Genomic DNA, 22,974 nt, shown 5'->3' with positions numbered 1-22,974 from the left:
GACCTCCATCTGAATGGCGCGAAGTGTGTTGTGGAACACACACTATGTAAAGTGTGGTTCACAGTACGATATGTATTCGAGGAACACAATGTTTATCGAGAAAAAACTGGATGGCGCGCTACAGATGGCTGTGACCTGCGCGTATCTTCCCGAATTGGGGTAAGGGGGGAGGGGGGTTCGCCTAGCAGAGGCGGCGGTCGGCCCCGTAGCCGGCTGTGCCCGGGAGGACGCACCGGGCGTAGGGTGCCTACCCATGAACGCGCTCGAGATCACCGACGTCACCGTCCGCCGCGGCGGCAGCCACCTCGTCGAGGACGTGCGCCTCACCGTGGCGTCCGGCACGCACTGGGCCGTGCTCGGCCCCAACGGGGCCGGCAAGTCCACGATCCTCAAGCTCGCCGGCGCGCGGCTGTACCCCACCACCGGTGAGGTGCGCATCCTCGGCGAGCAGGTCGGACGCACCGACGTCCGCGAGCTGCAGAAACGCATCGGCTACGTCGACCCGAAGCAGCGCCTCGACGACGTCACCGCCGAGGAGGCCGTCCTGTCCGGGGCGTCGGCGTCCAACGGCTACGTCCAGCGTTTCGACTACGCCCCGCACCGCGCGCGTGCCGCCGAACTGCTCGACCTGGTGGGCATGGCGGACAAGGCCGACCGGCGCTGGAGCCAGATGAGCCAGGGGGAGAAGGCGCGCACGCTCATCGCCCGTGCGTTGGTCACCGACCCGGAGATGCTGCTGCTCGACGAACCGTCCACCGGCCTGGACCTGCCCGGACGCGAGACGCTGCTGCGTGTCGTCGACGACCTGCGCGCCTCCCACCCCAGGCTCACCACGGTGCTGATCACCCACCACGTCGAGGAGGTCGCCGCCTCCACCACCGACGTGCTCATGGTCAAGGACGGCCGCGTGCTGGACGCCGGGCCGGTGGAGCGGACGATGACCGCGCAGAACCTGGGCGTCCTCTACGACATGCCCGTGCAGCTGCAACGCGTCGAAGGACGCTGGTTCGCCGTGGCAGGACCGGCTGCGGCGCCGACCGTGGGATAGGCTCTCAAGGGTGACTGACTCCAGTGAAACCGCGGAAACGCCGGGAACGACGGACGCACCGGACGCGACGAAGAAGCGTCCGGCGTGGCTCGAGTACCTCGTGACCTTCCTCATCGCGATCCTGCTGCTCGGGCTGTTCAACACCTTCGTCGGACGGCTCTACCAGATCCCGTCGGAGTCGATGGAGCCCACGCTCGTCGGCTGCGACGGCTGCACGGACGACCGCATCTTCGTGGACAAGGTGTCCTACCACTTCACCGACGTCTCCCAGGGCGACGTGGTCGTGTTCACCGGCACCGAGGCGTGGTCGGAGGACTACGTGTCCACCCGCTCGTCCCAGCCGCTGGTCAAGGGTCTGCAGATCGGCCTGGAGAAGATCGGCATCCTGGCCCCGGACGAGTTCACCCTCGTCAAGCGCGTCGTCGCCACCGGCGGGCAGACCGTGCAGTGCCAGGAAGGTGACCCCGGGATCATGGTCGACGGCGAGAAGGTCGACGACTCCTTCACCGAGGAGCCCATGGCCTACCCCGTGAACCAGACCACCGGCTCGGACGCCTGCCAGGGCGAGTACTTCGGCCCGGTCACCGTGCCGGACGACAAGGTCTGGCTCATGGGCGACAACCGCACCAACTCCAAGGACTCGCGCTACTACAACCTCGCCGGTGACCCGGAGGAGGGCATGGTCCCGCTGGACAACGTGGTGGGCAAGGTGCAGTTCAAGGTATGGCCCCTGAGCCGGATCGGCTCGGTGAACTAGCTAGCGGGCCAGGTGCCGCCCAGGTGCTCTGTCTGGTTGAGGCTGACCAGGGTGCGGTTGTGGAAGTAGTCGTCCTCCCGCAGCACGCTGATGCTGCCGGGCGTCACGCCGAAACGCGCGTACCCCAGGGTATCGACGGGCAGGCGCAGCCAGTGCGCGACGACCATCGTCGCCGTCCCGCCGTGGGTGACCACCACAGTGTCGGGACGTCCCGCCGCGAGGACCTCGTCCATGCACGTGTGGACGCGCCGGGCGAAGTCCCCCATGGTCTCCGCGCCCAGCCCCTCGTCGTGCCCCAACCGCTCGCCCACGGCGGGCGGCGGGGTGAACCGTTCGCGGAACCATGCGTCTGGGCGTCCCTCCCCCTCGCCGTAGGACTTCTCCCGCAGCGCGGGCAGGAACGTGGCCTCCACGCCCAGGGCCGCGGCGACGGGCGCGGCGGTCTCGCGGCAGCGCGTCAGGTCGGACGCGACGAGCGCTGTGCCGTCCCCGCCGTCCCCGCCACGTCCTTCAACGCAGGACGCCACGGCGTCGGCGATGCGCGCGGCGTCCTGTCGTCCGCGGGCGGTGAGACGCGAGTCGAACCAGCCGCCGACCAGACCGTCCACGTGGTGCGTGGCCTCGGGGTGGGTGACGACGATGAGCCGGCGCATCAGGACTCGCTGGTGTTCAGCACACCCTCGGTCTCGATCTCGTCGTCGGTGGTGCCGATACGGCCCTTGGAGAGCTTGTTGACGACCATGGCGATCGCGCCGTCGCCGGTGACGTTCGCCGCGGTACCGAAGGAGTCGATGGCGATGTAGGCGGCGATCATCAGGGCGATCTGGTCCGCGTCGAAACCGAGGTTCGACTGCAGCACACCGACGGCCGCCATGATCGCGCCGCCGGGCACACCCGGGGCGGCGATCATCATGATGCCGAGCAGCAGGATGAAGCCGATGACCTGCCCGGCGTTCACGTCCAGGTCGAACATGTGGACCACGGCGAGGGCGAAGAGGGCGATCTTCATCATCGACCCGGCCAGGTGGATCGTCGCGCACAGCGGGACCACGAAACCGGCGACGTTGTCCGGCACACCGTTCTTCTTCGCGCTGGCCAGCGTCACCGGGATCGTCGCCGCCGAGGACGAGGTGCCCAGCGCGGTGGCGTAGGCCGGCAGCATGGTGACCAGGGCCTTGAACGGGTTACGTCCGGTGAGCGCACCGGCGACGAGGAACTGGGCGATGACCAGCAGGACCGTCATCACCACGGCGAGGACCAGCACCTTGGCGAAGGAGGAGATCACGTCCAGCAGGTGGCCGTTCATGCCCATCGACAGGAACACGCCGAAGACGAACACCGGCAGCAGGGGGATCACGAAGGAGCTGATGACCTTCATGACCACGCCCTCGAGCTCGCGGGCGGCGCCGTGCAGGATGTCCGACTTCACCGCGGTCATCGCCAGGCCCACGCAGAAGGCCAGGATCAGAGCGGTCATCACCTCGAACGGCGCGGGCATCTCGATCTCGAAGTAGGGCGAGAGCGCGCCCTCGTCGATGTCCATCAGCGTGCTGATCTTCTGGTCGCCCAGGAGCCAGCCGTAGGTGGCGGTGGCGACGGCGAAGGCGATGAGCCCGGAGATGACGGTCGAGCCGTAGGCGATGCCGGCCGTCAGCCCGAGCCACTTCCCGGCCCCGCGGCCCACCCCGGCGATCGCCGGGGTGATCAGCGCGAAGATCAGCACCGGGATGAACAGGTCCAGGAAGTTGCCGAACAGCCCGTTGAAGGTCACGAAGACCCTGGCCAGCCACTCCGGGAAGAAGAGACTGAACACGATGCCGAGGACGATCGCCACCACGATCCGGAACAACAGGGAGCCCGCCAGCTTCTTGAAAGTCATGGTGGTGACGATATGCCACCACACGCCCCCCGGCATAGCGGGGGGTGAAACTACCTCCCCGGCAGGTGCACCTAGAGGCCGAGTGCGTCGGCGATGGTGAAGTGCAGGTCCGTCTGGTCGGTCAGTCCGGAGACGTTCGCGGCGGACGGCCCGTAGGCGGCGATGCGCAGCTGGGTGCCGGTGTGGCCCTGCGCCTCGGTGTCGACGTTGTCGGAGGTGGCGTAGGCGATGGTCATCTCCGCGCCCTCACGGGTGATCAGGTTGCGCGACAGGCCCGGGTACACGGTGGCACGGGCCTCCTCCACGCTGATGCCCTTGTCCTCGGCGATCTCCTTGATGTCGTCCTCGTCGACGCCGCCCACGATCTGGCTGGTGTGCGCGTGGTCGGCGGTGACGAGCACGAGGGTCTCTCCGTCCTCCTCGGCGAAGGAGAGCGCCTCCTGGACGGCCTCGTCGAGGTCCACGGTCTCGCCGATCTGCCCGCAGGGGTTCGCGGCGTGGTCCTCCTTGTCGATGGACGCGCCCTCGACCTGCAGGAAGAAGCCGTTCTCCTTCCCGTCGTCGTTGTTGCTCAGCACGTCGATGGCCTTGTTGGTCATCGAGGCGAGCTTGGGGATGTCCTCGGTGCGCTCGGGGTTGTCGGTGCACTCCTGCGCGGGCTTGAGGTAGCCCTCCTTCTCGGCGGTGTCGCCGTCCCAGCGCACCGGCATGTTGCCGTCGGAGAAGAGGCCGAGGACCGGGGAGTCCTGGTTGGCCTCGGAGACGGCGTCGAGCTCGGCGGCGTTGGTGGGCAGCTGGTAGCCGCGATCCTCGGCCTGCTCCAGCAGGGTCTTGCCCTTCCAGTCGCCGGCCTTGGCCTTCTGGGCGAAGCTCTCGGCGCCGCCGCCGAGGGTGACGTCCGCGCGCGACTCGAGGTACTGCTCGGAGATGGAGCCGTCGCCACCCTTGTCGAGGAGGTCGTCGCCGCAGGCGTCGGTGTCCTCCGGGCCGTAGCACTTGCGCTTGGCGACGTGGGCGGCCTGCACGGCGGGCGTGGCGTCCTGGATCTCGGCGGTGGACACGTTGCCGGTGGCCAGGCCGGCGGACTTGGCCTTCTCGATGAGGTTCTGCTGGCTCTCGCCCTCGACGTCCACGCCGATGGCGCCGTTGTAGGACTTCGTGCCGGTGGCCCAGGCGGTGCCGGACGCGGCGCTGTCGGTGACGTAGTTCGGCGTGCCGTCCTCGTTCAGCGAGTAGTGGGTGTACTGGCCGGTGACGGGGAGGGCGTCGATGCCCTTGAAGCTGCCGGACGCGCCCTCGGCGAAGTTGCGGGCGGCGGTGATCTCGGAGTCGCCCATGCCGTCGCCGATGAGCAGGATGACGTTCTTGGCGCCGGTGGCGGCGACGGCGTCGCGGACGTAGTCGCCCTGGTCGCCGTCGAGGCGTCGGGCGCCGCCGTTGGCGGTCAGGTCGCCGTCGGCCTCGCGGTGCTGGATGGCGGGGGTGCCACCGTCGGCGTTGTCGTCGGCGTTGCTGTCGCTGCAGGCGACGGCGGTGGCCAGGAGGGATACGGTGCCGACGAGACCCAGTCCGGTCTTCAGGACGGCGACGGCGGTGCGGTTGTGGTTCACGGTCAACTCTCTCTAAACGAAAACGTCAGGAACAGACCGTGACGCTACGGAGCCGAGGTGAATCCACGGTGAGATCCGAGGGCCCTTGAGGTGAACAGGTGGTGACAGGTGCTGAAGAACTCAGAACCATATGATTTGATAATGGGATGACGTTCATGAATATGAGGAAGAAGAAGCTCAGCGGCGCGGCCTTCGCCGCGGCCCTGGTGCTCGGCGCCGGGTCGCTCACCGCCTGCGGCGGGGACGACGCCGAGGCATCGGACGCCACCGGCGCTGCGGGCGCAACGGACGCAGCGGCAGCAGCGTCCGGCGCCGGTCTCGATGGCAGCGAGGCGCTGCAGGCGATGCAGGTCAAGGCCGAGGAGAACGGCTACGACAGCTGCATGATGACCCCGGCGAGCAGTAGCGACCTCAGCACGATCCGGCTCGCCTGCGTCCAGGCGGGCCTTCCGCAGATCTCGCTGTTCGACAAGGCGGACCGGGAGTCCGGCAGCGAGGTTGTCGAGGCGGAGCTCGACGAGCTCGAGGAGTTCTCCGCGGACCAGGAGTACGCGGCGACGCGCGAGGACATGGGCGGTAAATACCGCGCGCTCGACGGCGACGACGTCGTCGGATCCTGCAACGACCTGTCCAACGACGATTGCGATGACATCGCGGAAGCCCTCGGACTGGAGTCGACGCTGCCGGACGGCGCGATCACCGAGGAGGAGTTCAAGGCCAACCTCGCCGAGGAGATGGAGCGCGACGCCAAGGAGGCCGAGGAGAAGCGGAAGAAGGAAGAGGAGGAGAAGGAGCGCGAGCTGCAGACCTACTCCGGCTGGGACGACCTCTCCCAGGCCAGGGAGCAGCTGAGCGCGTGGGACCTCGCCTGCTCGGAGGCCAGCGGCTCGGGCGGCCAGGCTGCCTGGTGCGCACTGGACTCCGTGCTGGTCACCTTCGACATGGACATCGACGAGCTCGAGGACCAGGGCGTCTTCCAGGAGGTCTCCCGCGACGACATGGTCTCCGTCTCCGACGACGACTGGATCGTGATGTGCTCGCCCGGGTCCCACGACCGGTGCGAGATGATCGCCGACAAGACCGGCAAGTCGGTCAAGGACGGCGTGTAGGTGCGTAGTTCGTAGGCCCGATTTCGGCCCCTGTGCTGTCGGTGCAGGGGTACCAAGTTGGACCTGGGAGCTCTGAGTTGGTCGACTCAACGCTCCCAGGTCCAACTTGGTCCCCGTCCTCGCACAGGACGTCCCGCGTAGGACGCCGCGAGCCGGGTCGGCGGTTACGGCGCGAGCGCCTCCGCAACGTCTGTGCCGGCACCGCCGTCCCCGCTGCCGAGCAGCTCGCTGAGCCACACGATGTCGTCGACGAGGGTGACGCTGTCGAGCCAGTTGGCGAGGATGAGGTCGGGGCGGGTCAGGTCGTCCAGCGCGACGGTGCCCAGACCGAAGGCGTTGTCCCAGGTGACCAGGCTGACCTTGGGGAGCAGTCCGGCGTCGGCGTCGTCGGCGACGGCCTCGATCTCCGGCAGGCTGAGGTAGTTGGGCCGCTCGTCGCCGTTGACCTCGACGGCGGGGAAGAAGACCACGCGCTGTCCGAGCCATTCCACGGTGATCGGGTCGCGGAAGCCGTAGTCGCTGGTCAGCCAGGCGGCGCTGGTGGTGCGCGTGGTCATCTCGGTGACGGGCTCGCCGTTGTCGTCGAGGACGGGGTTGCCGTCGTCGTCGAGCACGGGGGTCTCGACCTCGTCGGTGTAGGTGTCGGAGGTCAGACGCACGAAGTCCTTGGCGAACTTCAGACGGTCGTCCTCGGAGGTGACGTTGTGCATCAGGTCGTCGAGGAACGGGGTGTCCTCGGTCTCGCCGGTGAGCTGCTTGAGCAGGGCGTCGTTGCCGAGCACGAGGGAGCTCACGTCGGTCAGGCCGACCTGGCTCTGGCGGTGCTCGCCGACCTCGGGGTCGCGCAGGTCCTGGTAGGTGTCGACGGTGCCGAGGATGTTGGTGCACTTGCCGAGTCCCTCGGCGGTGGCGCGGGAGTTCAGGCCGAAGCAGCTGACCTCCTTGAGCGCGGGGACCTCGAGGTCGTCGACGGTGTCGAGCATGTCCTCGACGTCCTCCCCGGCGAAGTCGGCGATGCCGTCCTCGCGCAGGCGGTCGAAGTCGAGGGCACGTCCGAACCAGGTCAGGCCGATCTCGTCGGTGTCCATGTTCATGGCGGAGGCGAAGCCGAGGCGGGTGTAGGCGATGGAGCTGCGCTCCTCGTCGGCGGCGGCGAGGGCGATGCCGGGCAGGCCGAAGAGTTCGTTGGCCTCGGCGGTGGCGTCACCGCCGCGCATGGACGCGGCGACCTGGGTGCCGTCCCCGGCCACGGTGGACGTGCCACGCGGTGCGGGACGCTCCGGCAGCTCGACGGGCTGCGTGTAGTCGTACGTCTCGCCGGTGAGGTACCCGGCGATCTTCAGCGCGTCGGTGCGCGTGGCGAGGTTGGTGTCGGTGGTGCGTTCGCGCCAGGACCCCAGGCAGCGGCCGGCGATCACGACTCCGCTGCAGTACCGTTCGGTGACCATGTTGACCGGCAGCGCGGCGTCCTGCTGGACCTGCGCGTAGGTGCTGTAGGCGCCGAGCCGTCGCGGTTCGATGTTGGGGTACCCGAGGGCCGTGATGGTCCGCCTGACGAGGGGGCTGAGGCTGTCCTGGTCCAGGACCACGGCGCTCAGGATCTCGATGAGGTTGCGTTCACCGAGCTCCAGGGTCATTCCCAGGATGGAGATGTCGTCGCCGAGGTCGATGGTCATCTCCTCGGCGGCGGAGCCGACCTCGATGTTCTCGGGCAGGACGACGGCGATGCCGTCGCCGGTGGACTGGCTGCAGTCGGCGACGGCGGTCACCTCGGTCGCGTCGGACGCCTCGTCGCCGGACTGGCAGAGCTCGACGTAGTCGAGGATCATCTCGTTCTCGAGGAGGTCCTGGAAACCGCCGAGGTCGACGTCCACGTTGGACGTGTCGACCTGGACGTCCTGCTGGTCGTCCGGTGCGTCCTGCGCGGTGGCGGTGGGGAGCAGGGCGGCGCCGAGCGCGAGCGCGGTGGCGACGGCGGTGGTGGTTGCGGCGATGCGGCGCAACGGGCGGGGGCGGCGGGGACAGGTCACGGTGGGGCCTTCGGGGCTGCGGGGACGGAGGGTGCGGCAGGAGAGGAGGTTTCTCCTACGCAACATACGTCACATGAGTCACATAAGTAACACTGGTAACACCGGTACCCCCGTGGGTATCCGACTTCGCGCGGTCTCAGGCCATGCTCAGAGCTCCCGCACCACCGTGGCGGGCGTCCCCACGGCCAGCACGTCCGACGGCAGGTCGCGGGTCACCACCGAACCCGCCCCGACCACCACATTGTCGCCGATCGTCACGCCCGCGCACACCGTCACCCGGCCGCCGAACCACACGTTGCGCCCCAGGGTGATCGGCGCGCCGTACTCCCAGCCGGTCGCCCGCAGTTCGTGGTCCTCCAGGGGGTGCAGCGGGGTGAGGAACTGCGCGCCGGGGCCGATCTGGCAGTGGTCGCCGATGCGCACCGGGCAGACGTCGAGGATCGTGGCGTCCACGTTGATGAAGACGTCGTCGCCGAGGTGCACGTTCGTGCCGTAGTCCACGCGCAACCCGGGCCACACCTGGCTCCGCTCGCCGACGTGGCCGAGCAGGTCGCGGACCTGCGCGTCCCAGGAGTCCGCGTTCGCCGGGTCGGTCTGCGACAGCCGGAAGCACGCCGAGCGTGCGGCGACGTCCGGCTCGTCGGCGAGGTAGTACTCGCCGGCGACCATGCGTTCCCACATGCTGCGCGGGTCGGCGTCGACGGCGGCACGCAGGGAAGTGGCCGTGGTGGCCGTGGTGGCTGTGGCGTCTGTGCTGTCACTCATCTGCCCAGCCTGCCACACCCCGGGGTGCGTCCTGAGGTAGACCGCTCGGTTCGATAGGATGGCCACGCGAAATATTTTCAGCAGCCGACCAGCACAGGAGAGCACCCATGAGCAGCGACGACCACTCCCACGAGCACGAGTCGCGTGCGGACGCCGGCACCGCCGCACGCCGCGCCGCTGCCCTGCAGGCCGGCGACCGCCTGACGGACGCCACGGGACGTCCCTTCGGCTTCGACACCAACGCCATCCACGCCGGCTACGAGCCGGACGGTCAGACCGGTGCGATCAACGCCCCGATCTACGCCTCGACGACGTACGCGCAGGACGGCGTGGCGCAGCTGCGTGGCGGCTTCGAGTACTCGCGGTGCGGAAACCCCACGGTCACCGCCCTGGAGGAGACCGTCGCCGCGCTGGAGGGCGCGAAGTTCGGCCGTGCCTTCTCCTCGGGCATGGCCGCCACGGACACCGTCCTGCGCGCACTGCTGCGTCCGGGCGCCCACGTGATCCTCGGCAACGACGCCTACGGCGGCACCTTCCGCCTGCTCGACACCACCTACCGCGACTGGGGCGTGGAGGTGTCCGTGGTCGACACCGCCGACACCGCGCAGGTCACCGCCGCGCTGCGTCCGGAGACCGCGCTGGTCTGGCTGGAGACCCCCACCAACCCGCTGCTGGGTATCACCGACATCGCCGCCACCGCGGAGGGGATGAAGGACCACCCGGCGAAGCTGATCGTGGACAACACCTTCGCTAGCCCGTACCTGCAGCGCCCGCTGGCGCTGGGTGCGGACGTGGTCATGCACTCCACCACGAAGTACCTCGGCGGGCACTCGGACGTGGTCGGCGGCGTGATCGTCACCGACGACGAGGACCTCGACGGCGAGCTGCTCTTCCTGCAGGGTGGCGTGGGCGCCGTGCCCAGCCCCTTCGACGCCTACCTCACCTACCGCGGCATCAAGACCCTCGGCGTGCGCATGGACCGCCACTGCGCCAACGCCCAGGCCGTCGCGGAGTTCCTGGAGGGACGCCCGGAGATCTCCCAGGCGCTCTACCCGGGTCTGCCCGGGCACGTCGGCCACGACGTCGCCGCACGTCAGATGGACGGTTTCGGCGCGATGGTCTCCGTGCGTTTCACCGGCGGCGAGGCCCCGGCGCTGCAGTTCTGCGAGAACACCCGCCTGATCTGCCTGGCGGAGTCGCTCGGCGGGGTGGAGTCGCTGCTGGAGCACCCGGCGAAGATGACCCACCAGTCCGCCGCCGGCTCCGCCCTGGAGGTGCCGGACGACCTGGTGCGCATCTCCATCGGCATCGAGAACATCGACGACCTCCTCGCCGACCTCGAACAGGCGCTGGACGCCCTGTGACGCCCGACCCCGCCCTCTGCCGCACCGGCGTCACCGCAGGTCACACCGTGCTCAACGTGCAGGTGTGGCACCCGAACTGGGGGTCTGTGGCCACCGCGGCGATGCGCCGCTCCCTGTTCGGCGCCGACGCCCCCGCGCAGGACGCTCCGGACGTGGCGACCGCCGCGCGCATGCTCGACGACGTCCTCGGCGCCGACCGCGCCGCCGCCTGGCTGGGACGCGTCAGCGTCACCGACCACAGTCCCGAGGGGGCCGTGTCGGTCGACGAGCTGCGCCGGCGCGTGGACGGCATGGCCGCGGCCGCGCTGGACCCGGACGGGCGCCCCGCCCGGGGCGTCCTGCGCGTGGAACGTGACGGGACCCAGGGCGTCGCCCGGGTCGTCCTGCCGCTGTCGCCCGTGGTCGCGCCCGGCTGTGACCTGCACGTCCCGATCACGTTGGGTACGGACCCGCTCGCGGCGTCCGACCTGACGATGGCGCAGATCGAGGACCTCGCCGCCGGCGTGCAGGACGCCCTGGTCGCCACCGTCGAGGAGAACGGCGCGGGCGTGCTCGCCGTCGCAGAGACCACGGAGTCGCAGGTCACGCTGCACTTCTACCTGGACTCCACCGCGCCGACCGTGGCGGACCGCTCGTTGCTGAACACGCTGCGCACCGTCGCCTCCGCCTGGGACCTCGGCGACGCCGCCGTGACGGACGAACCCGACCCGGCCTGGACCGCGGTGCAGGACTTCCGCGTGTGATCGGTCGTGATCGGCTCACCGGTCGAATGCCGGTGGGGGTAGCGTCGGTGACCATGACCGACACCACAGGCACGACCCCCACCGACACCGCGGCCGTCCCCGGAACTGTCTCCGGCGGCGTGGTCCATGATCTGCCCGATGACCTGCGCGATGCCATCCTCGGCGGCGACCGCGGCCCGGGCGACGACGGTGCCCCGGCGATCGCCCGCAGCGTCCTGCCTCTGTGGGAGGACATCACCCCGCTGGCGCGCAACGAGTTCATCTGCTGGGTCGAGGACGCCCGCCAGGCTCCGACCCGTGCCCGCCGGATCCGCCGCACCTGCGAGGAACTCGAGGAGGGCAAGCGGCGTCCCTGCTGCTGGCCCGGCTGCAAGCACCGGTGAGCGGGTGCGCGGTCAGTAGCGGATGACCATGCGACCGTCGACCGTGCCTTCCTCCAGGTTCCCGAGGACGGTGTTGATGTCCTCCTGCGAGCACTCGTGGACCGTGGGGTGGATCAGGCCCCGGGCGTAGAAGTCCAACGCCTCCACCAGGTCCTGGCGCGTGCCCACCAGTGAACCGCGGATCGTGAGCCCCTTGAGGACGATGTCGAAGATCGGCGCCGGGAACTCCCCCGGAGGCAACCCGTTGAATACGATCGTCCCACCGCGGCGGGCCATGCCGATCGCCTGGCCGAACGCCTGCGGGTGCACCGCGGTGACGAGTACGCCGTGCGCCCCGCCGTCGGTGAAATCCTGGATCGCCTCAGCGGGGTCACCGTCCCTGGCATTGACGGTGAACTCCGCGCCGTACTTCCTCGCGAGCTCGAGCTTGTCCTCGGCGATGTCCACGGCGATCACACGCATGCCCATGGCCACCGCGTACTGCACGGCCACGTGCCCCAACCCGCCGACACCTGAGACGACCATGAACTGGCCCGGCTTCGTCTCCGAGACCTTCAGCCCCTTGTAGACGGTGACCCCGGCGCAGAGGACCGGTGCGACCTCGACCGGGTCCGAGCCCTCCGGGATACGGGCGCAGTAGCGGGTGTCGACGAGCATGTAGGTGCCGAACGAACCGTCGACGGTGTAGCCGCCGTACTCCGCCGACAGACAACGGGTCTCCCACCCGGTACGGCAGAACTCGCACTCCCCGCATGCCGACCACAGCCACACGTTGCCGACCGTGTCACCGACCTGGACGGAATGCTCGCCGGGACCGAGCTCGACGACTTCGCCGACGCCTTCGTGACCGGGGACGAACGGGGGCTCCGGCTTGACCGGCCAGTCGCCGTGGGCGGCGTGGAGGTCGGTGTGGCAGACCCCCGAGGCGATGAGCTTCACCAGCGCCTGGTTGCGGTCCGGGGTCGGACGGTCGATGTCCTTGAGGGTGAGCGGGTCGTGGAACTTCTCGACGACGGCGGCGTGCAGTTGGTCGGTCATGGTGTAGGTCCCTTCCGGTGGGGTGTGGTGGTCCGCGTCCCAGGCCGAGAAACAGATCGGCGTCCCGGGTGGCGTTCCGGGGATGCGGTGTGGGGGACGCTAACAACGACAGAGGTGGTTGCGGCAGGGGTCCGTACGACGGCGTGCTTAGCGGGGGGGGGATGCTCCCGGGGGTGCGGGAGCGCCACGCCAGGGGCCTGGAGGCGGGGCCGGCGCTCCCGGTCCAGGTAGGAGGGATGCTGCCGGGGCCCTGTGGTGGGGGTTGCGGTGTGGGTGGGCGGCGGTGCAGGCGGGGGTGGAGGCGGGACGTCAACCGGGGAAGAGTTCCGGAAGATCCCACTGGACAGGAAAAGCTGTGTCGATGTTGTTATGTCGACGTCAGTATCTCCGCCGACGTGGCCGCGGACGGTGTCAGGCTTCGCCGTGGAGCACCAGGAGCGTGACGGTGGCGGGGGCCGCGGCGCGGAGTTCGTGCACGCGGCCGGCCTCGATGTGGACCGCCGACCCGGGCGACACGACGACCACGTCGCTCTCCGTCTCCTCGTTCCGGATCTCGACCTCGACGGTGCCGACCTGCCCGAGGATGAGGATCGGGGCGGCGGCGCTGTGGTCGGCCATCACGTCGCCGTCGCGGAAGGCCAACCGGACCACGGTGACCCCGTCCTCTCTGGCGAGCCGTTCCACCGCGGGTTTCGCCTGCGTGTAGTCGGTGCGGGGGATCTCGTAGTCGGACTTCACCGTGCCGGGGTGGGCGTCGGCGAGGCCGTCGACGCTCGTCCAACCGTCGCGGGACTCGGTGTTCGCTGAGGCGGAGCGTGGTGTGGGTGTCATGGTGGAATCCAGCCTACGTACGTGCCGGGGGGGTCGGCGTCATGGTCGGAGAAAGACCCCTGCAGGATCCTCACCCTTCCAGGTAGGGATTCGGGCCGAAGTGCTTCCTGGGAGGGCGACTATTTCCACGGTGGGGAGGTGGTGGGGAGGTGGCCGGACGCTAGGGGGTGCGTGGGCGGCTGCGCGGGGTGGTGACCGTGCGGTCGCCGGGGATCCAGAAGCGCAGTGGTGCGTCGACGTTCTTCGAGATCCCGATCCGCGGCCCGGCGACCTGCTCGACCGGGGAGGACGCCGCGGTGAGGGTGAAGCCGGGAGCGTCTTCCGCATCGTCCTGCCTGATCTCCGAGCCGTTGAGGTCCAGGTCGAGGCCGAGGACGGCGCCGAGGTTGCCGGGGCCGCGGGCCAGGCCGTCGTCGGTGGGTTTCGGGCCGCGGCGGGAACGGGCCAGGTCAAGACCCTCGACGACGCGTCCTGCGCGCATCAGGATCCCCGCACCGGTGCCCTCGTCGCGGCACACGAGGTTGCCGGCGCGGTGGATGCCGTAGCTGGCGTACACGTAGAGCCGCCCGGGCGGGCCGAACATGGTCACGCACCGCGGAGTCGGACCATTGTAGGTGTGCGATGCGGGGTCGCCCACCCCGGGGTAGGCCTCGACCTCGGTCAACTCCACGGCGACGGTGCCCTCGGCAGTGGTGCGTCGCAGGGTGGCGCCGAGCAGCTGCGGGGCCACGGTCTCCGGCGCCCGGGAGAAGTCGATGTCCATGGGCTATTTCCCGGCGGCGCCCAGCACACCCAGCGCAGACACGGCCGCGGCGTCGGTCTCCTGCAGCATCAGCGGGTCGGTGCGGGGCATGGGGGAGATGGTCATGTCGGCGCGGACCTCCTGCAGCGGGATGCCGAGCATGTGCACCCGCGGGTCCGGGCTGCCGTCGACGTGCACCAGCCGGGAGGTCGCCAGGTCGACCTCCGGGGCCTTGGACGCCACCTCGGCGGGTTGCCCGGTCTCGTCGGCGCCGCCGGTGAAGACGAAGGGGCGCAGCCGGGCGTCGCGCACCAGTGCGGCGGTGACGGGCGAGGCGGTGTCACGCACGGCGGGTTTGTGCAGCCAGGCGTCGACCAGCGTGGTGGAGGAGACGTTGACGTCCCCGGTGGTCTCGGAGGCCATGAGGAACGCCGGTGCCTCGGGGTCGACGACCACGGTGGGGTGGCCGCCGAGGAAGCGGACGTAGCCGGCGTCGACGAGGCAGAGCAGTTCGGCGGTGCGGAACGCCGGCGGCCCGGAGCCGACCATCTGGCCCACGCGTCGTAGTTCGGCGTAGGCACCGCGCCGGGACTCCAGGGTGAAGCGTCCGGGCTGGTCGGCGACCTGGGCGGGTTTGCGGGCGGAGCCGATGACCTGCAGTCCGGCCTTGACCGCGGAGGCGGTGCCGAGCGACGCCTCGTGAAGGTCGGTGGCGAGACGGTCGCCGATGTGGGCGGTGAGTTCGTCGATGGTGGGGGCACTGTCGCGCGAGCGGACGTAGGTGGCGACGGGGTCGGCGTAGCCGGGAATGTCGAAGCGGTCGGCGGCGTCGGGGACGAGGGCGGCGAGCGCGGGGTCCTCGTGCAGGTTCCAGGGGTCGTCCGAGGCATCGATGACGCTGCTCACCTGCTGGAGTGCCGACGGAGCGTCCTGCAGCAGGATGCGGTAGTAGGCCTCGTGGGCGTCGCGCAGCAGCGCGGGCCACAGGCGCTCGCCGAAGTCGACGGAGCCGGCGGTCGCGTCGGACGGTACGGCGGCGAGCTCGGCGCGGAAGCGCGGCATGCGCGCTGCCGGCGGCAGCGCGTCGTAGACGGGTTTGGGCTGGTAGGGGTATCCGTGGTGGGAGGAGACAACCAGGCGCGGTTCGTCGCCGGAGGCCTCGTAGCGCAGGCCGGAACGCGCCGAAGCGTCCGGCACGAAGCGTCCTGCGCGGTCGATGGTGACCATGGCCATGAGGTCGAACAGGCCCATGCCGAGGCCGCGGACGAGCACGTCCTGCCCCGCGGGCAGCGCGGAGACGTCCTGGTCGGCGGGGTTTCCGGGGCGAACCCACGTCAGCTCGGGGTAGTGCTCCACGGACTGGGCGGTGAAGGTCTCCAGGGCGTCGGGCTCGGTGTCGGTCCAGCCGAGGGCGAGCACGGTGGCGTCGACGTCGAGGGTGGTGCCGTCGGCGAGGGTGATGCGGTCGCGGCCGTCGGACGTGGCGCGCACGTCGGTGGCGCGGGTGGTGTGCGTGCGCAGGACGAGGCCCTCGGGCAGGCGGGCGACGACGACGTCGTACACCCACCGCAGGTAGTGGCCGTAGAGCGCGCGCGAGGGGTGGGACTCCGGGCGGCTGGACGCCAGCTCCGCGGCGAAGTCGACGCCGACCTCCTCCGGCACGAGGCCGGGGTGGGCGTGGAAGAGCTCGGACTTCGCGGTGCCGGCCGGCCCGGTGAGTTCCTCGCCGCGCAGCAGGCGGATCCACTCGTACATGGTGGGGCCCTCGAGTACGGGGGCGGTCACGGTGGAGCCGGGTTCGGTGAACAGGGTGACGGCGTCGGCCAGGGTGTTCATGCACAGCGTGCGGGTCTGGTCGGTGCGCCAGACGCGGCCGGTGCCGACGGCGACGTCGTCGACGAGGTGCACCGTGACAGGCTCGGACGTGCCGGACGCGCCGGACGCTGCGTGCCGGTCGCGCACCAGGGCGCTGAGCCGTTCGAGGACGGAGATGCCGCGCGGGCCCCCGCCGATGACTGCTAAGGCGTTCATGACCACCATGGTATCGGTCGCAAACTGTTGTGTTACGGTGGGCGCACCCTGGAAGAACAGACAGATCTGTTCAGTTCTGTTGAAAGCACTAAAACGCCCATGCCGCCGCTGCACCCGTCACGCCGCACCACCCGCACGAACCGCAGGAACCGCACGATTTTCGCCCCGGTTGCCGCCGCCGTGACCGCCGTCGCCCTCGCGGCGTCCCTCGTCGCCTGCGGGTCGTCCGGCGACCGGGACGCCGGCGCACGGGAACTGGTGTACCTGGAGTCCCTGCCGTTCACCTCCCTGTACCCGCCGGCCGCCGGTTTCTACCCCAACGGCGGCATCCTCAACAACATCACCGACCGGCTGCTGTGGCAGGACCCGGAGACCCTGGAGCTGCACCCGTGGATCGCCACGGACCTGCCCGAGGTCAACGACGACGCCACCGAGTACACCTTCTCCCTGCGTGACGACGTCACCTACTCCGACGGCACGCCGCTGACCGCGCAGAACGTGGTCGACAACTTCGACCTCTTCGCGCTCGGCGACCCGGACCGCGGCCTGGCGTCGTCGGAGCAGATCAGCAGCTACGAGCGCGGCGAGGTCCTCGACGACACCACCGTGCGCTTCCACTTCGCCGACCCGGAGCCCGGCTTCGCGCAGGCCACGAGCTCCTTCAACGCCGGGCTGCTCGCCGACTCCAGTCTGGCGCAGTCCGACGAGGGCTTCGCGCCGGGCAGCGCGACGTCCGTCGTCGGCTCCGGACCGTTCGTGGTCGCCGACGAACAGCTCAACACCGAGGTCACGCTGGACGCCCGGGACGACTACGACTGGGCGCCGCAGGGCCGCGACGCCGCCGACGACCAGCAGGGTGCGGCACAGATCGACCGGGTCAGCGTGGTCGTCACCCAGGAGGACAGCGTGCGCGTCGGCGGGCTCAAGACCGCCCAGGGCGACGTGGCCCGCCAGATCGAGGCCCCGGAGGAGCAGCACCTCGCCGACGAGGGCATCGAGGTGCTGTCCGCGCCGACGAACGGGGTGAACAACCAGCTCGCCCTGCGTTTCCGTCACCCGCTGCTCAGCGACATCCGGGTGCGTCAGGCGATCATCGCCGGGGTGAACCGCGACCGGATCCTGGACTCCCTGTTCAGCGACTCCTACACCAAGGCGACCTCCTCGCTGGCCAGCACCACGGCGGGCTACCGCGAGCAGGAGGACGCCTACGTCTTCGACCCCGAGCGGGCCCGCGACCTGCTCGACGAGGCCGGCTGGGTGCCGGGTGCCGACGGCGTGCGCGTCAAGGACGGCCAGCGGCTCAGCCTCACCGCCAACGACTCCGCGCAGCAGCCGCGGACCCGGGAGGTGGTGACCATGGTCCAGGAGCAGCTGCGTGACATCGGCGTGGAGGTCAACCTGTACCCCGGTGACGTCGCCGCGCAGAAGGCAGCGCAGGTCGACCAGGACCTCATCCAGCTCAACGTGACCATGGTCGGGCGCGCCGACTACGACGTGATCAAGAGCCAGTACTACTCGCAGAACCGCAACCAGCTGCTCAACTTCGACGCCGACGACGAGTCCGTCGGCGATCCGGAACTCGAGGAACTGCTGCTCAAGGTGTCCGGATCGGTCAACGAGGAGGACCGCGCCGCGGCCAGCGGTGACGTGCAGGACTACCTCACCGAGCAGGCGTACGTGCTGCCCTTCTTCGAGGAACCGCAGGTCTACGGCGTGCAGGACTACGTGCACGGCTTCACCACCGACCCGATCGGGCGGCCGTGGTTCTACCCGGTCACGCTCGACACCGGTGCCACAGAAGAGCAGGAGGGCTGACAGACACCATGGACTCCCTGACCACCGGCGCCGTACTGCGGCGCATCGGCCAGTCCCTGCTGGTCCTCTGGGCCACCTTCACCCTGGCGTTCATCCTGCTCACCGCCCTGCCGGGGGACGCGGTACAGACCCGCTACGCCAACCCGGAGCTCGGCCTGTCGCCGCAGGAGATCGCGCAGATGCGCGAGTCCTACGGCGCGGACGAACCCGTGCTCACCCGTTACTGGAACTCGCTGACCGGCATGCTGCGCGGCGACTTCGGCTACTCCATGGAGACCGGCACCCCGGTGTCCACGATGCTGGGGGAGGCGCTGCCGAGCACCCTGACCCTGGCGCTCACCGGCTTCGTCCTGGCCGTGGTCGTGGCCGTGGTGATCGCGGTGGCCGCGACGTCCTCCCGGTTCGGCTGGGTGCGCGGCGCGTTGCGCGCGCTGCCGCCGCTGTTCATCTCCCTGCCGGCGTTCTGGCTGGGCATCATCCTGATCCAGACGTTCAGCTTCCAGCTGACCTGGGTGCCGGTGATCCACGCCAGTGCGGTGCAGGAACTCATCCTGCCGTCGATCGCGTTGGCGTTGCCGTTGTCCGCGCCGATCGCGCAGGTGCTCATCCGCGGCATCGACGACGCCTCGCGTCAGCCCTACGTGACCGTGGTGCGGGCGCGCGGCGCCGGGGAGCAGTGGATCCTGTGGCGCAACGTGATGCGCAACGCCGCCCTGCCCGCCCTGACCATCGCCGGGGTGACCTTCGGTGAACTCGTCGGCGGCGCGGTGGTCACCGAGGCCGTCTTCGACCGGGCGGGTCTGGGCGCGGCCACCGTGGACGCGGTCTCCACCCGGGACACCCCGGTGCTCATGGCGGTGGTCGTGCTCGCCGCCGCGGCGTTCATCCTGGTCAACCTGATCGTGGACCTGCTCTACCCGGTCCTCGACGCCCGACTGCGCAGGACGGTGACGGCATGACGAGCATGAACCTGAAGAACCTGAAGACCCTGAAGACCCTCAGAACCCTCCGCCCCGGCGTGTGGCTCTCCGGCGCGGTGGTGCTCGTCGCCGTCGCCTGGGCACTCGTGCCGGGTGTGTTCGCCTCCGGCGACCCGACGTCCTCCGGGGAGACCGCGCCGCTGCTCGCCCCGTCCGCCGAGCACTGGTTCGGCACGGACGCGGTCGGACGCGACCTCTACACGCGGGTGGTGTGGGGTGCGCGCCAGTCGCTGGCCGGCGCGCTGCTCGCCGTGCTCGTCGGCATGGTCGCCGGCTCCCTGCTGGGCCTGCTCGCCGGCGCGCGCCGCGGCTGGCTGGACGCCCTGGTCATGCGCGTGGTCGACGTCCTGCTGTCCATCCCGTCGCTGCTGCTCAGCCTGGCGGTGATCATCCTGCTGGGTTACGGCACCTTCAACGCCGCGGTCGCGGTGGGTGTCACCAACGTCGCGGTGTTCGCCAGACTGGCGCGCTCCCAGGTGCTCAGCGTGGCCGGCAGCGACTTCGTCGAGGCGGCGTACGGTTCCGGCGGCACGGCCATGCAGGTGCTGTGGCGTCACATCCTGCCGAACTCGCTGACCCCGGTGGTCGCCCTGGCGGCACTGCAGTTCGGCAGCGCGATCCTGCAGCTGTCCACCCTGGGCTTCCTGGGCTACGGTGCGCCGCCGCCCACGCCGGAGTGGGGCCTGATCATCTCCGAGGGCCGCGACTTCATCGCCACCTCCTGGTGGCTCACGGTGCTGCCGGGCCTGGCGATCGTGCTGGTCGTGCTGGCCACCAACCATCTGAGCCAGTCGTTGCGGAAGGAGTCCTGAACATGACGGAAGCAATGGACTGGGACGACGGCTCCTGGCACGACGAGCGCGCACGCGCGCCGCGTCCTGCCGAGACGCCGCTGCTGGAGATCCGCGACCTGGCGGTGTCCTACCGGACGCGCCGCGGCGAGGTGCACGCCGTGAAGGACGTCAACCTCACCGTCCGCCGCGGGCGGGTCACCGCCATCGTCGGGGAGTCCGGCTCCGGCAAGTCGACCTCGGCGATGGCCACCCTCGGCCTGCTGCCGGACAACGCCACGGTGTCCGGCGAGATCCTGCTGGAAGGACGCAGCCTGCGCGACCTGGGTCGCCGCGAGTGGCGCACGGTACGCGGAAAGCGCATCGGGCTGATCCCACAAGACCCTAACAACTCGCTGAACCCGGTGAAGACCGTCGGCGAGTCGGTGGGCGAGGGGTTGCGCATCCACGGCCGCAGCTCCCGGTCAGAGCGTCGTGCCAAGGTCGTCGAGCTGCTGGACACCGTCGGCATCGACGACCCGGAGCGCCGCTACTCCCAGTACCCGCACGAACTCTCCGGCGGCATGAAGCAACGCGCACTCATCGCCGCGGCCCTGGCGCTGGAACCGGACCTGCTCATCGCCGACGAGCCGACCAGCGCATTGGACGTCACGGTGCAGCGCACCATCCTGGACCTGCTCGACCGCATGCGTGACGAGCTGGGCCTGGGCGTGCTGTTCATCACCCACGACCTCGCCGTCGCCGGCGACCGCGCCGACGAGCTGGTCGTGATGCGTTCCGGGGAGGTGCGGGAGGACGGCCCGACCGACCGCGTGCTCACCGACCCGCGCGACGACTACACGCGCCGACTGCTTGCGGACGCCCCGTCGCTGGTCAGCGCCGTGGAGGCGGCGAGTTACCGTCCCGCGACGCCGCAGGACGGCACCCCGGCGCTGCTGCAGGTCACCGGCCTGCGCCAGGAGTTCGGGGACGCCGTCGCGGTGGACGACGTCTCCTTCTCCGTCCTGCCGGGCACCACCCACGCCATCGTCGGGGAGTCCGGTTCGGGCAAGTCCACCGTGGGCCGGGCGGTGACCGCCTTCCGGCGTCCGACGTCCGGCGAGGTGCGCCTCGGCGACACGCGCGTGGACACCCTGGATGCGAAGGGTCGCCGTGAACTGCGACGACGCGTGCAGATGGTCTACCAGAACCCCTACAGCTCGCTGGACCCGCGCCAGAGCATCGGACGCATCATCGGTGAGCCGCTGCAGAACCTCACCGACCTGTCGCGGGCGCAGGTCCGTGGGCGGGTGGACGGGATGCTCGACCGCGTCGCCCTCGGCGCGCCGGGCTCCGGCATGGCCGAGCGGCGTCCCGCGGAACTCTCCGGCGGGCAACGCCAGCGTGTGGCGATCTCCCGCGCCCTGATCCTCGACCCGGAGCTGGTGGTGCTCGACGAGGCGGTGTCCGCCCTGGACGTCACCGTGCAGGCGCAGATCCTGCACCTGCTCGACGAGCTGCAGCGCGAGCTCGGGCTGACGTACGTCTTCATCTCCCACGACCTGGCGGTGGTGCGCGAGATCTCCGACACGGTGTCGGTGATGTCCGGTGGCCGCCAGGTGGAGTCCGGGCGCACCGAGGACATCTTCGAGCGTCCGACCAGCGACTTCACCATCCGACTACTCGACGCGATTCCGGGGCGGCGCTACCGCTCCGGAGGACTTAACCTGGGACTATGAGCGACAGCACAGACAGCGCAGACATCATCGAACTCCTCGCCGGCATCAACCCCGGAGAGCCTGTCGCCGAACTGCGGCGCAACCGGTCGCAGGCCCGGACGAACGCTCAGCACAGTTTCCGGGTGCTGCTCGAGGCCGGCGACGGCGAGGATGACGGCTCTGGCTTCACCGACACCGAGCGGTACGTGGTGGCCGCCTTCGTCGCCGGGCTGCACCAGGGCCAGGCCGCTGACTTCTACGCCGACCTGCTCGGCGACGTGGTGGAGGACGCGGTCGCCACCGCGGTGGCGGAGTCCGTGCAGGCAGGGCTCACGGTCGGGCCGTACGGCACCTACCGCGAGCCGGACCTGGCCGGGGAATCCGTGCCCGGCCCGGAGTTCAGCGTGGACCCGCACGTGCGCGGGGTGCTCGGCGAGAAACTCACCGCCGCCCTCGAGTTCGCCCACCTGCTGGTCTTCCACCCTCGCGACAGTCGACCGGAGCGCCTTGCTCCCCTGGCCTGGTCGGGGTGGACGCCCACGCAGGTGGTGAGCCTGGCGCAGCTGATCTCCTTCCTCTGCTTCCAGATACGCGCCGCGGCGGGGCTGTTCGCCCTGAAGGCGGCGGACGCGATGTACATGCCGCTCGCCGCCGGTCCCGTCCGCCGCCGCGGGAAGGCACAGGAGCGAGCACAGGAACCGGGCGGCCCCGCACCGCTCACCGGCGGCGCATTCGACGTCCTGACCTACCCGGACCTGCACCGTCCCACCCGGTTCGTCAGCCACAGCCTGGGCTGGCAGCCGTGGGTGCCGCCGGTGGAGGAGGACGAGCTCACCGAGCGGCAGCGCACCGCCCTGGTCGACCCGATGCGTGCGAAGTCGTCCTACTTCCGCCTGCTCGCCCGCGACCCGGACGCGCTGGAGGCGCGCACCCTGACCGACAAGGACATCTTCTACAACGTCACCGACGGTGCCGGACGTGCCGAGCGCGAGATCTCCGCGGCGGTGACCAGCCGCTACAACGGCTGCGTCTACTGCGCCTCGGTGCACACCGGGCGCGCCCTGCAGGAGTCCACCGGCCGGGAGGACGACGTCCAGCGGCTCTGCGACGAGGCCGTCGGCCCCGACTCCCTGCCGGACCTGGGATCCGAGGCGTGGAACGCCATCGCCGAGGCCTCCGTGGCGCTGACCAGCACTCCCGTGGACTTCTGTCGGGATCACGTGGAACGGCTGCGCGCCGCCGGGCTGGACGACGCCTCCATTGTCGACGTGATCAACGGTGCGGCGTTCTTCAACTGGGCCAACCGGTTGATGCTGTCGCTCGGGGAACCGGAACTTCCGGCGCGCTTCCGGTAGGGCGTA

The 22,974-nt window shown here is 70.0% G+C and carries 20 protein-coding genes; 11 read left to right on the top strand and 9 right to left on the bottom strand.

The genetic code is table 11. From position 1 onward, the window contains the following. The first annotated feature begins 253 nt into the window (after positions 1-253). Positions 254-1,048: an ABC transporter ATP-binding protein gene (locus ACT3TD_RS11505; protein ID WP_301443022.1), complete on the top strand. Its 795-nt coding sequence runs from the start codon at positions 254-256 to the stop codon at positions 1,046-1,048. 10 nt (positions 1,049-1,058) lie between these two features. Continuing rightward, positions 1,059-1,805: a signal peptidase I gene (lepB, locus tag ACT3TD_RS11500; RefSeq protein WP_441578972.1), complete on the top strand. Its 747-nt coding sequence runs from the start codon at positions 1,059-1,061 to the stop codon at positions 1,803-1,805. Here lepB and ACT3TD_RS11495 read toward each other — a convergent pair. The 3 genes from ACT3TD_RS11495 to phoA form a co-directional block, all read right to left on the bottom strand. Beyond that, positions 1,802-2,458, bottom strand: coding sequence for a histidine phosphatase family protein (locus ACT3TD_RS11495; RefSeq protein ID WP_301443024.1), 657 nt, complete (start codon positions 2,456-2,458; stop codon positions 1,802-1,804). The two genes, lepB and ACT3TD_RS11495, sit on opposite strands and share 4 nt — an antisense overlap. Continuing rightward, positions 2,458-3,684, bottom strand: a complete 1,227-nt coding sequence (locus ACT3TD_RS11490) for a dicarboxylate/amino acid:cation symporter (RefSeq protein ID WP_301443025.1) — start codon at positions 3,682-3,684, stop codon at positions 2,458-2,460. The genes ACT3TD_RS11495 and ACT3TD_RS11490 overlap by 1 nt, the downstream gene beginning before the upstream one ends. A 71-nt stretch (positions 3,685-3,755) precedes the next feature. Next, on the bottom strand, positions 3,756-5,294 hold the full coding sequence (phoA, locus tag ACT3TD_RS11485) for an alkaline phosphatase (protein WP_441578973.1): 1,539 nt from the start codon (positions 5,292-5,294) through the stop codon (positions 3,756-3,758). Between the two features lie 161 nt (positions 5,295-5,455). Here phoA and ACT3TD_RS11480 point away from each other — a divergent pair, with 161 nt between their 5' ends. Then, positions 5,456-6,403 carry a hypothetical protein gene (locus ACT3TD_RS11480; protein WP_441578974.1) on the top strand — a complete coding sequence of 316 codons (948 nt, stop codon included), beginning with the start codon at positions 5,456-5,458 and terminating at the stop codon, positions 6,401-6,403. Between the two features lie 164 nt (positions 6,404-6,567). On the opposite strand, the gene ACT3TD_RS11475 is transcribed toward ACT3TD_RS11480, so the two are convergent. Both ACT3TD_RS11475 and ACT3TD_RS11470 read right to left on the bottom strand, forming a co-directional pair. Continuing rightward, complete coding sequence (locus ACT3TD_RS11475) at positions 6,568-8,433, bottom strand: hypothetical protein (protein ID WP_441578975.1); 1,866 nt, start codon at positions 8,431-8,433, stop codon at positions 6,568-6,570. Positions 8,434-8,580: 147 nt separating this feature from the next. Further along, on the bottom strand, positions 8,581-9,198 hold the full coding sequence (locus tag ACT3TD_RS11470) for a sugar O-acetyltransferase (protein WP_301443897.1): 618 nt from the start codon (positions 9,196-9,198) through the stop codon (positions 8,581-8,583). Between the two features lie 107 nt (positions 9,199-9,305). On the opposite strand from ACT3TD_RS11470, the gene ACT3TD_RS11465 reads away from it, so the two are divergent. The 3 genes from ACT3TD_RS11465 to ACT3TD_RS11455 are packed head-to-tail and all read left to right on the top strand — an operon-like array spanning position 9,306 to position 11,688. Next, positions 9,306-10,562: a cystathionine gamma-synthase gene (locus ACT3TD_RS11465; protein WP_444637993.1), complete on the top strand. Its 1,257-nt coding sequence runs from the start codon at positions 9,306-9,308 to the stop codon at positions 10,560-10,562. After that, a complete protein-coding gene (locus ACT3TD_RS11460; RefSeq protein ID WP_301443895.1) occupies positions 10,559-11,305 on the top strand; it encodes a hypothetical protein in 747 nt (248 codons plus the stop codon). Before ACT3TD_RS11465 ends, ACT3TD_RS11460 begins: the two co-directional genes overlap by 4 nt. A 53-nt stretch (positions 11,306-11,358) precedes the next feature. Continuing rightward, positions 11,359-11,688 carry a YdeI/OmpD-associated family protein gene (locus tag ACT3TD_RS11455; protein WP_301443894.1) on the top strand — a complete coding sequence of 110 codons (330 nt, stop codon included), beginning with the start codon at positions 11,359-11,361 and terminating at the stop codon, positions 11,686-11,688. A gap of 12 nt (positions 11,689-11,700) precedes the next feature. Here the strand turns inward: ACT3TD_RS11455 and ACT3TD_RS11450 are convergent, their stop codons facing one another. From ACT3TD_RS11450 to ACT3TD_RS11435, 4 genes are all read right to left on the bottom strand, one after another. Then, positions 11,701-12,726: a zinc-dependent alcohol dehydrogenase gene (locus ACT3TD_RS11450; protein ID WP_301443893.1), complete on the bottom strand. Its 1,026-nt coding sequence runs from the start codon at positions 12,724-12,726 to the stop codon at positions 11,701-11,703. A 411-nt stretch (positions 12,727-13,137) separates the two neighbouring features. Further along, positions 13,138-13,557: a hypothetical protein gene (locus tag ACT3TD_RS11445; protein ID WP_301442651.1), complete on the bottom strand. Its 420-nt coding sequence runs from the start codon at positions 13,555-13,557 to the stop codon at positions 13,138-13,140. Positions 13,558-13,717: 160 nt separating this feature from the next. Further along, positions 13,718-14,320, bottom strand: coding sequence for a DNA-3-methyladenine glycosylase (locus tag ACT3TD_RS11440; RefSeq protein WP_301442652.1), 603 nt, complete (start codon positions 14,318-14,320; stop codon positions 13,718-13,720). A 3-nt stretch (positions 14,321-14,323) separates the two neighbouring features. Beyond that, entirely contained in the window at positions 14,324-16,330 is a 2,007-nt protein-coding gene (locus ACT3TD_RS11435; protein WP_301442653.1) for an FAD/NAD(P)-binding protein, read from the bottom strand. Positions 16,331-16,429: 99 nt separating this feature from the next. On the opposite strand from ACT3TD_RS11435, the gene ACT3TD_RS11430 reads away from it, so the two are divergent. The 5 genes from ACT3TD_RS11430 to ACT3TD_RS11410 are packed head-to-tail and all read left to right on the top strand — an operon-like array spanning position 16,430 to position 22,968. Then, complete coding sequence (locus ACT3TD_RS11430; RefSeq protein WP_301442654.1) at positions 16,430-18,145, top strand: TIGR04028 family ABC transporter substrate-binding protein; 1,716 nt, start codon at positions 16,430-16,432, stop codon at positions 18,143-18,145. A gap of 17 nt (positions 18,146-18,162) precedes the next feature. Continuing rightward, positions 18,163-19,104 carry an ABC transporter permease gene (locus ACT3TD_RS11425; protein ID WP_301442661.1) on the top strand — a complete coding sequence of 314 codons (942 nt, stop codon included), beginning with the start codon at positions 18,163-18,165 and terminating at the stop codon, positions 19,102-19,104. Continuing rightward, positions 19,101-19,937, top strand: coding sequence for an ABC transporter permease (locus tag ACT3TD_RS11420; protein ID WP_441578976.1), 837 nt, complete (start codon positions 19,101-19,103; stop codon positions 19,935-19,937). Before ACT3TD_RS11425 ends, ACT3TD_RS11420 begins: the two co-directional genes overlap by 4 nt. Before the next feature lie 14 nt (positions 19,938-19,951). After that, positions 19,952-21,634 carry a dipeptide ABC transporter ATP-binding protein gene (locus tag ACT3TD_RS11415; protein WP_301442663.1) on the top strand — a complete coding sequence of 561 codons (1,683 nt, stop codon included), beginning with the start codon at positions 19,952-19,954 and terminating at the stop codon, positions 21,632-21,634. Then, entirely contained in the window at positions 21,631-22,968 is a 1,338-nt protein-coding gene (locus ACT3TD_RS11410) for an alkylhydroperoxidase domain protein (RefSeq protein ID WP_301442655.1), read from the top strand. Before ACT3TD_RS11415 ends, ACT3TD_RS11410 begins: the two co-directional genes overlap by 4 nt. Positions 22,969-22,974: the final 6 nt, after the last annotated feature.

The organism is Corynebacterium sp. AOP36-E1-14, from assembly GCF_052377495.1.
Classification (GTDB): Bacteria; Actinomycetota; Actinomycetes; order Mycobacteriales; family Mycobacteriaceae; genus Corynebacterium.
The sequence above is the reverse complement of the archived record's forward strand: the minus strand, read 5'-3'. Positions and strand labels throughout refer to the sequence as shown.